The 9,224-nt window shown below is 56.8% G+C and carries 7 protein-coding genes; 3 read left to right on the forward strand and 4 right to left on the reverse strand.

The annotated features are described in order from the left end of the window. Window positions 1–25: 25 nt before the first annotated feature. Entirely contained in the window at window positions 26–1,015 is a 990-nt protein-coding gene (ylqF, locus tag H6G52_RS11980) for a ribosome biogenesis GTPase YlqF (RefSeq protein ID WP_190528556.1), read from the reverse strand. A gap of 34 nt (window positions 1,016–1,049) precedes the next feature. Then, the gene (locus H6G52_RS11985) at window positions 1,050–2,723 is read right to left on the reverse strand and encodes a proton extrusion protein PcxA (RefSeq protein ID WP_370567700.1); all 1,674 of its coding nucleotides are present in this window, start codon (window positions 2,721–2,723) and stop codon (window positions 1,050–1,052) included. A gap of 43 nt (window positions 2,724–2,766) precedes the next feature. Between H6G52_RS11985 and H6G52_RS11990 the strand changes: the two genes are divergently transcribed. Next, the gene (locus tag H6G52_RS11990; RefSeq protein ID WP_199312358.1) at window positions 2,767–4,989 is read left to right on the forward strand and encodes a recombinase family protein; all 2,223 of its coding nucleotides are present in this window, start codon (window positions 2,767–2,769) and stop codon (window positions 4,987–4,989) included. A 75-nt stretch (window positions 4,990–5,064) separates the two neighbouring features. Here the strand turns inward: H6G52_RS11990 and leuD are convergent, their stop codons facing one another. Continuing rightward, complete coding sequence (gene leuD / locus H6G52_RS11995; RefSeq protein WP_190528584.1) at window positions 5,065–5,658, reverse strand: 3-isopropylmalate dehydratase small subunit; 594 nt, start codon at window positions 5,656–5,658, stop codon at window positions 5,065–5,067. 92 nt (window positions 5,659–5,750) lie between these two features. After that, window positions 5,751–7,169: a chromosomal replication initiator protein DnaA gene (gene dnaA, locus H6G52_RS12000; RefSeq protein WP_190354999.1), complete on the reverse strand. Its 1,419-nt coding sequence runs from the start codon at window positions 7,167–7,169 to the stop codon at window positions 5,751–5,753. 741 nt (window positions 7,170–7,910) lie between these two features. Between dnaA and H6G52_RS12005 the strand changes: the two genes are divergently transcribed. Both H6G52_RS12005 and H6G52_RS12010 read left to right on the forward strand, forming a co-directional pair. Then, window positions 7,911–8,720, forward strand: a complete 810-nt coding sequence (locus H6G52_RS12005) for a carbon-nitrogen hydrolase family protein (RefSeq protein ID WP_099533253.1) — start codon at window positions 7,911–7,913, stop codon at window positions 8,718–8,720. A 310-nt stretch (window positions 8,721–9,030) separates the two neighbouring features. After that, the coding region (locus tag H6G52_RS12010; RefSeq protein WP_190527913.1) for a transposase at window positions 9,031–9,224 on the forward strand (194 nt) is incomplete at its 3' end.

Below are 9,224 nucleotides of genomic sequence, written 5' to 3' on the forward strand. Positions count from 1 at the left end.
AATTGGCTTGATTTGAATTGGCTTGCTAACTGGGCGGTAGTTCCAGGGGCAAATTACCCAACGCGCCCTTCCGAAAGTCTTGCAACAGGGTACGGGCAGCTCGTTCCCGATCGCCCTGATAACGAAATTCCGCCAACGCGGGCACATAATCCTCGCCGTTCAGGAGTCCCGGAGCCAAGCCATAGCGTTTTTCCAGTGCCCGATCGCCCGTCGATCGGGCCGTTGCCGTTGGAGTTGCCGTGGAGGTTTCTGTTAAGGATTCTGGCGAAGTTTCTAGTGAAGTTTCTGATGAATCTTTTGGTGAAATGTCCACCGGGGTTTCGAGCGTCGGTTGCGGATCCAAATTCAACCCACAAAGCAAATCCACCAAAGCCGCCGCCACCTTTTGGTTGTCGTAGGCCGCTTGGCCAATGTCGTCACAAATGGCTAACTTCACGGCCGCCGACTGATCCACCAAATTGGCGGGCAAAATGCCCGGCGCATCCAGTAATTCCAATTCTGAAGAAATTCGCACCCACCGCAATTGGCGTGTTACCCCCGGTTTGGCCGCACTTTCGACCACGCGCCGCTTCACCAACCGATTAATCAGCGCCGACTTGCCCACATTCGGAAACCCAATCACCGCAGCCCGCACCGGCCGCGGCCGCATTCCCCGTTGCAGCCGCCGCTCATTCACCCAAGCCGCCACATCCTGGGCCGCATGGGCGATCGACTTGACCCCCTGACCCTGGCGTGCATCGGTGAAATAGGGTGTTTCCCCTTGCGATCGCATCCACTGTTCCCAATTTTGGCGAACGGGCCCCGGGATGGAGTCCACCCGATTCAGCACCAACACGCGGCCGGTTTTGGTGCCGGGGCGCTCCAGCCAACTTTGCAACTTTGGGTGATGGGTGGCCAGGGGAATCCGCGCATCCCGCACCTCAAAAACCACATCCACCAATTTGAGTTGCTCCAAAAGGGCTTTTTCGGCTTTGGCAATGTGACCGGGATACCACTGAATGGTTGGGGTAATCATGGGCGGGCAAGGGTGGAGAAGAACTGGAAACGGGCTACTCGTTCATGTCTTTGTAAGTGGCAACGGCGGAAGGTGAAATGCGATTGAGATATCGGAAAATCCAATACTTAATCACGGCATCCAAAATCACCGGAAAGGTCGCAATAAACAAAAACATGAAGTCTTTATTTTCCGGTAGCCCCAGGTGTCGAGAAATGCCGCTGACCACCACTTCCCAGCCGTGGGCCGAGTGATATCCCACAAAGATATCGGTTGAAAGAATAATCACGAAGGCCTTAGCGCTGTCGCTCAGACCATACATAATCTCATCAATGAAGGACTTGAGGACGGCAATTTCTTCGCGACTATAGGCAATCACTAGCCCAAACCCGGCCAGGGACAGGAAATCGGAAAAGACATTTTTGAGGGCATCGGCGCTGCGAACCCAGGATTCATTGGCAATTTCTTCAGCTTTTTCTTGAACTTTTTCCTCAATTTCTTCGGGGGTGAGTTTGGGCGTTTTGCCCAAGAGGGACTGGAAGTGCAGGAAGTTTTCATAGCGCTCTAGCTCAACCATGGCTTCTTCTTGCATGTCCATGTTGAGGAAGACGTTGTTGATGCTGGGGTGATAGACCCGATCGACGATCGGCCCCACCAGGAAGTTTTTGGACATCTGCTGCACCAACAGGGGCACCAAAATCAGCAGCAAGATGAATTTGAGCGAAACGATCGTCCGAACTTTGGAGGTGCGATAGTTTTGCAGCACTTCTTCTTCGGAACGATCGTCCAGGTCGCGCCGCACACGATCGAAGGTGGTGAGGAGTGATCGGGGAATGAGGCCGGTGCTGCCGGTGGCGGAGGGTTTGCGCATTCCGCCGGAAATGTTGCGCGTGGCCACGTTCAGGGCCCCGGTTCGCCAACTGGAGGGCCGCTTGGGGCGAATTTTGGCGGCGTTGGCGGCGGCCTGCCACGATCGGGACTGGTCTAGGGCGGCGGTGGTGGTGGCGGTGACGGGCGGCGATTCCTCCGGGGTGGCGGGCAGGTTGTCGCTGTTGAGTTCCAGCCGATCGACCGATCGACCGTGGACATAGCGATCCAAGGTATTGTCAATTAGCTCCAGTTTTTTGAGCACGATGAAGGAGCGATCGCCCGGCTCCGAAAATCGTCGGCCGCTTGCGTCGGTGCTGGTGGCGATCGGGGCGTTGGGATTGCTCAGGCCCGCTTCGGTTTTGCGGCCGGGAATCCCGATCATTTTGGTGCCAAAATCCAAAAAAGCATTGCTGCTGTTGAATTCCCACAACCGCACATCGATCATTTTCAGTTGTTTTTGCAGCTCGGTGCGAAAGTAATCGCAGGTGCTGTCACCGTAGCGGGTGCTGTCGAGGTCGATTGGATTGCCCTCGAAGTAGCGATCTTCCAGGGCCCGAATGGCGAGGGCCGCTTCATAGGCCTGGTTGAGCGCCCGTTCTGGGGTGGACTCATACCAACTCCCCGCATTCGCCCAGAGCGATCGCAAACCCGGAAGCCACCGATTCTTCATATTGTTCAAAGGCGGTTGAAATGCTGTGGCCAGCGATCGGGCTGACAGGTTGACATCTTTCCCTGAGGAAAATTCAGGGAATTCCGAGCCGTTATTTAACCCCACAACCGCAGTTGCCCAACGAGACCCAAAGGGCAACCCTGGGGCGGGACTTGAGGCTTGGGTATTGGGGTGATCGTTTGGAATCACTGGGCGATCGGTATCATAGCAAAACCATCATTTTTCCGTGCTTGTGGCTAACCATTTCCCGGCCTCCGCCACGTTTGCGCCCGATCGCCCGGCTGCGATCGCCCGATCAATTTGGATTACAGGCGGGGCCCTCAGCGGCAAAACCCAAACCCTGGTGGATTGGTTCCAGGGTTTGCGGGATCAGTTGCCCCCGGGAAGTCGGGTGTTGGCCCTGGCGGCCAGCAGCGAAACCCGTTGGGCCCTGATGGAGCGATTGGCGGCGGTGGGTTGGCCAGCCATCGACTGCACCACCCCCCTGGGGTTTTTTGAGCAGGAGGTGATGCTGTTCTATCCGTTGCTGGCGGAGCGGGCGGGGTTTGTGCCGCAATTTCCGCTGCTGTTGCGCCCGGAAAATGAACAGGAACTGGCGGGGCAGTTGTGGGGCCCGGCGCTGGCTGAAAACCCTGATGCACCGATCGCCCAGCCATTGCGAGAGCGGGCCGTGCGGCGGCTGTTGGATCTGTTGCAGTTAGCAGCCAACAGTGGCACGGATTTGGCGGAAATTCCCGATCGGCTGGTGCAAGGGCTGGGGCCAGCGGCAGCGGTGGAACTGCCGGGAAATTGGGTCGATCGGGCGGGCGCTCTGATTGTGGAGTGGCGAGACTGGTGCTTGCGGCGCGGTCTGCTCACCTACGGGCTGGTGAGTTGGCTCTATGGCCACTTTTTGCTGTCGGATCCGCGCTATCTCGATCGACTGCAACGACGCTATCAAGTGGTGTTGGCCGATGACACCGATGATTTTCCGGCCCTGGCAGGGCGGCTGCTGACTCTGTTGCAAGAAGGCGGGGCCTGGGCCGGCTACACCCACAATCGGGATGGGGCCAGCCGCTTGGGGTTGGGCGCGGATCCTGTGGCCTTGCAGCCCTTAGCCGATCGCTGCACCGATCATTTGGATTTGGGACGCGCGAATCACGATTTGGTGCAACGGGTGGCTCCGTTACTAAGCACGGTGGCGCGGGAACCCTTTGCGATCGCCCCCTGGGCCGAGGCCTGGCCCCCCACGGTGCAAGTGCTGACCACCATTGCTCGGGCCCAACTGCTGCGGGAAACGGCCGAAACCATTGTGCAAGCCGTCCAAACGGAAGCCCTCCAACCCCAGGACATTGCGGTGATTAGTCCCGGTTTGGACTCGATCGCGGGCTACACCCTGGCCTCCATCCTGCGCGATCGGGGGTTACCCGTAACCCTGTTGGGCAACCAGCGCCCTTTGATTAGTTCGCCCACGGTGCGATCGCTCCTGACCCTGTGGACGTTGGTTTATCCGGGTTTGGGCGACTGGCTAAATCGGGAAGATGTGGCGGAAATGTTGGTGGGGCTGAGTACGGAACCGGATCCTTGGTTGGCTACCCCGGAACCGGCGGCCACCGGGGCCGGGTCGATCGGGACAGAAGCGGAGTTAGATTTGGCGCTGCCGGACTTGGCGGAAACCAGCCCCACGGGCCTGCGCCGGGCGATCGATCCCGTGCGTGCTGGCCTGATTGCCGATCACTGCTTCCGTCCCGATCGACAGCGGCCGGAACTGTTGCCCGTGGAAGTCTTTGCCCGTTGGGATCGGTTGGGCTACCGAGCCACCATGGCCTATCAAAAGCTACGATCGTGGATTAGCGAGCAACAGCAACAACTCCGCCAACGCCTGGTTCGCAGCCCCCTGATTGTGCTCGATCGCGCCGTTCAGCAGTTTTTGTGGCATGGGGGACGCTTGGATCCCGCCGAATTGGCCGCCCTGCGCGAACTCCTAGAAGCCGCCCATCGCTATTGGGACATCAGCCACCGCATTGATCCCCAAGCACCGGAAACGGAAACCATCCACAAATTCATTGCTCTGTTACGACGCGGCACGATCGCCGCCAACCCCTTCCCCAGCCAAGTGCTGAACCCGGCCCCCAGCGGCATCACCCTCGCCAATATTTTCCAGTACCGCACCGCTCGCCTTTCCCACCGCTGGCACTTTTGGCTAGATGCCTCCTCGCCCCTTTGGCCCCGGGGGGGCGCAGCGGTGTTGTTCGGCTCACCCCTGTTTCTGCAAGATTGGAACGGTCGCCGCCGCACCCCAGACGACGAGGAACAAGCAGACCTCGATCGGTTCGATCGGGTGGTGCATGACCTGTTGGGGCGTTGCCGCGATCGGCTTTATCTGTGCCACAGTGATCTATCGGTCACCGGCCAAGACCAGTTGGGGCCCATGCGCCCGGTGATCGATGCCAGCGAGCTTGGAGTTGGCAATTAGGAAATCGGGGCTTTCCCGTTCGTCTGCAACCCGGATTCCACCGTGGCGAGATCGTAGGGGGCAAGACGACAGGCCCTAGGCCCAAGCCAGGTAAGGCAAACGGCCAGCAGTGGCCTGCACGGCCTCTCCTTGACTGACCAATTGACCGCAGCTATCCCACATGCCGCTGAGGAAGGCCTGGCGCGGCCCTTCCTTCATGGTGACGGTGATGGTTAAGTCTCCGATCTCAGCGGTCAGATTCACCAAATCCAAAGACACCGAGGCGCTGGGGTTGGCTTCAATGGCCCCTTGCAACGCCAACACATCCTCATGGCTAGCCGTGACGCAGGGAATCCCGATCGCCACGCAATTGCTAAAGAAGATTTCCGCAAAACTTTCGCCCACAATCGCCCCAATGCCCCAACGGGCGATCGCCTGGGGCGCATGTTCGCGGCTGGAACCACAACCAAAGTTACGATTCACCACCAACAGCTTGGCCCCTTGGTATTGAGCCTGATCAAAAGGATGTTCGCCGTTCAGTTGGGTGCGATCGTCCGCAAAGGCATGTTCACCCAACCCATCAAAGGTGACACAGCGCAGAAAGCGAGCCGGAATGATGCGATCGGTGTCAATGTCATCACCGCGTAACGGCAAACCAGTACCCGAAACCCGTTGAACTTGACTGTTGATTTCGCTCATAGGACTGCTGAAGGGCTGCTGATGGTCATGAAACAGAGTGGGATTATCCTACCGCAATCGGAAATACTCTTAACTGAATGCCCTTAACTCGCCGTTGGTGGAGCCGGAGGTTGAGCCGCCAAATTAATTCGATCGCTCAGTTGGCGCAAATTTTGGGCAAACTCCGGATCCGCATCCTTTAATTGCGCCACTTTGTCGCAGCTATACATCACCGTGGTGTGATCTTTGCCGCCAAATTCTTCCCCAATTCGGGGCAAACTCAAATCCGTATGTTGCCGCATCAAATACATCCCAATTTGACGGGCTTGGCTAATTTCTCGGCGGCGAGAATTGCCCTTCAAATCCTCGATCAAGATATTGAACGCATCCGCCACAATTTGAATCACCGACTCGGGCGAAGCTTCCACCGTTTCCACGGGCGGGTTCAAAACCGGCGCAATGTTCTGCACCGTCATCGGCAATCCCGAGATCGAAATATAGGCCACCGCGCGAATTAGGGCCCCTTCCAATTCCCGAATATTGGAAGTATAGCTAGCGGCAATATATTCAATAACATCGCGGGTCATCCGAATATTTTCATACTCGGCTTTTTTCTGCAAAATGGCCATCCGGGTTTCAAAGTCCGGCGGTTGAATATCGGCAATTAAGCCCATGGAAAATCGGGACGACAGCCGCTCTTGCAACCGAGGAATTTGACTGGGCGGGCGATCGCTCGCCAACACCACTTGCTTACCCGCTTCATGCAACGTATTGAAGGTATAGAAAAACTCTTCTTGGGTATATTCTTTACCTTCAATAAATTGAATGTCATCCACAATGAGCACATCAACGGCGCGGTAAAACTCCCGAAACCGCTGCATTCCGTCCTTGCGAATGGCGGCGATCAAATCATTGGTGAATTGTTCGGTGGAAACGTAATAAATTCTGGCATTCGGATCCGTTTCCAGACGGTAATGACCGATCGCCTGCATCAAATGGGTTTTGCCCAGTCCCACTCCCCCACACAAAAACAGGGGGTTAAATTCCCGACCCGGCGACTCGGCCACCGCCAGGGAAGCCGCGTGGGCCATGCGGTTGTTGGCCCCCACCACAAAGCGCGAAAAGGTATATTTCGGGTTCAGTTCCGTGGCGGTGCGGCCCCGATCGCTGGGGGCAGGGCTGGCGATCGGTGGGGCGCTGGGGGGATCGGCGATCGGCTCCGGTGGCGGCAAAAAGGCTTCCGGGTCGATCGCCCCGCCAACGCTTTCATCACCCCGGGCCGCCACGATCTGAATTTCCACCTCATGGCCCAGCACTTCGCGGGCCGCCTGGGAAATAGCTTTTAGGTAATACTTTTGCAGCCAATTACGAGCAAAGGGCGTGGGAGTCCGCACCACCAAAGCCTGATCGTCTAAGCGCTCTGCGATGGCCGTTTTGATCCAAGTTTCAAACGTTGGCCGACTCAGTTGGTTTTGGAGCTGATCCAAAACCTGACCCCAGAACGCATCGAGCGATTTTTCCACGGTGGACATCCTCTGGACGAATCTCGATCGAACCCCCATCGCAGGTCACCGGTAGCGATTCCACCTGTGCCCAACACCCCCAACGGTGTATTGCCCCGCGACTTCAGTTCGATGGCAACCATTCGATTGCACTGGTTGACTGCATAGGTTGACTGCATAGCATTGACTGCTGGGGCAGCGATCGCCACAACCGGCAACCAGTGCAGCGAAGTTATTCTAGCCGTCTTTGTTCGATTGAACGGATCGAACCCGACCCAGCGCACAAAAACCCGGTCAAAATCAACGCAACAGCCCCGAAACCCAGGGCAGCGATCGGGCAGTTGGGTCACCCTCACGCCATTGCGTTGGCCCCGTCAGTAGGTTGGACTGGGCCGATCGGCCCGTCATCAGATTCCTCAAGACCCTGATTCCATGCTGGTCTGGTCGATCACGCTCCAATCATCAACACAACTCCAGCAGCGAAATGCAGCATGAAGGGTCTGCTCGCTGACATCTAGTGTCCAGCAAAGAGCCATAAACCTATCATGAATCGGGCCAAGGGGCGATCGGCCGGAATTTCTTAAACAATTCATGCGCCTCCCGTGCGCCTTCCATCCGTCTTCCCTGCGGCTCAATCTGCCATTCGGACTTGGCATGGTTAATGACTTGGGTGTAACTGAACGCAACGAATGGGAAGAATTTACGGATAATCTAATGCGGGCTATCTGCCCCTAATTCCTGTTGTTAAACCGATCTGAACCTATGAAGTCCTACCTGGCGGCGGCAGTCCAAATGAACAGCCAGCCCGATCTGGCCCACAACCTGGCCCAAGCCGAAGACTTAATTGATCTGGCCGTGAACCGGGGGGCAGAACTGATTGGCCTGCCGGAAAACTTCTCCTTTTTGGGCGAAGAAAACGCAAAACTCGCCCAGGCCAGCGAGATCGCCGCCGCCAGCGAAAAATTCCTGAAAACCATGGCCCAGAAATATCAGGTCACCATTTTGGGGGGTGGATTTCCCGTGCCAGTGCCGGACAACCAGGTGGCCAACACGGCGCTGCTGGTGGATCCCGATGGCTCCGTGGTGCGATACGAAAAGGTGCATTTGTTCGATGTGGATTTGCCCGATGGCAACACCTACCGCGAATCGCAAACGGTGTTGGCCGGTTCCCACTTGCCGCCCCTCTATCGATCGGACAATTTGGGCAATTTGGGTCTCTCGGTCTGTTATGACGTGCGGTTTCCAGAGCTATATCGCCATCTGTCCAAACAGGGTGCAGATGTGTTGTTTGTGCCCGCAGCGTTCACGGCCTACACGGGCAAGGATCATTGGCAAGTGTTGCTGCAAGCCCGGGCGATCGAGAACACCTGTTACGCGATCGCCCCGGCCCAAACGGGACTCCACTACGGCCGCCGCCAGTCCCATGGCCACGCGGTGATTATTGATCCTTGGGGCACAATCTTGGCCGACGCGGGGGATCCGGTGGGCCTCGCGATCGCGGAAATCAACCCCGATCGACTGGCCCAAGTCCGTCGCCAAATGCCCTGCCTGGAGCACCGCGTTTTCGGCTAAATGTCCATCTGATTAACGCCCATCCAAACAACCCATCCAAACAACGGGGGCGCAACACCCGCCCCCAAACCTTGATTTTCTAAATTATTGGCAAATTCCCTTTCTATCGCAAGAATTAACTGGGTCGCAGCAGGTATTCAACGCTCCTATCAATTTCCTCAACCCAAAGATTGTCCTTTATCAACCTGGTTGCGTTCCAGGAGTAATGAACGCTAATTGTTAAGAGCTAATTTATGAAGAGAAGCTAAAGCCGACTTGGTAGCTCTAAATCCGGTTTTAGGCTAGACCTACCCGAAGCATCACCCAGCTCATGAGTCGTCTCCCGGTCATTGCCAATCCTACCCGCAAAGCCTATCCCAGTGATTTGAGCGATGATGAGTGGGTGCTCCTCCAGCCGCTGCTGCCCGCTCCTAAAGGCTTTGGACATCCGATAGAAGTTGATTTCCGAGAAATCCTCAATGGCATCTTTTACGTCCAGCGCACTGGCTGCCAGTGGGAAATGCT

This window comes from Limnothrix sp. FACHB-881 (assembly GCF_014698135.1).
Classification (GTDB): domain Bacteria; phylum Cyanobacteriota; class Cyanobacteriia; order CACIAM-69d; family CACIAM-69d; genus CACIAM-69d.

Bases quoted from the DNA above. Each gene is read 5' to 3' on its own strand.
- ylqF (WP_190528556.1), bottom strand. From the start codon at position 1,015: ATGATTACCCCAACCATTCAGTGGTATCCCGGTCACATTGCCAAAGCC.
- H6G52_RS12005 (WP_099533253.1), top strand. From the start codon at position 7,911: ATGAAGTCCTACCTGGCGGCGGCAGTCCAAATGAACAGCCAGCCCGAT.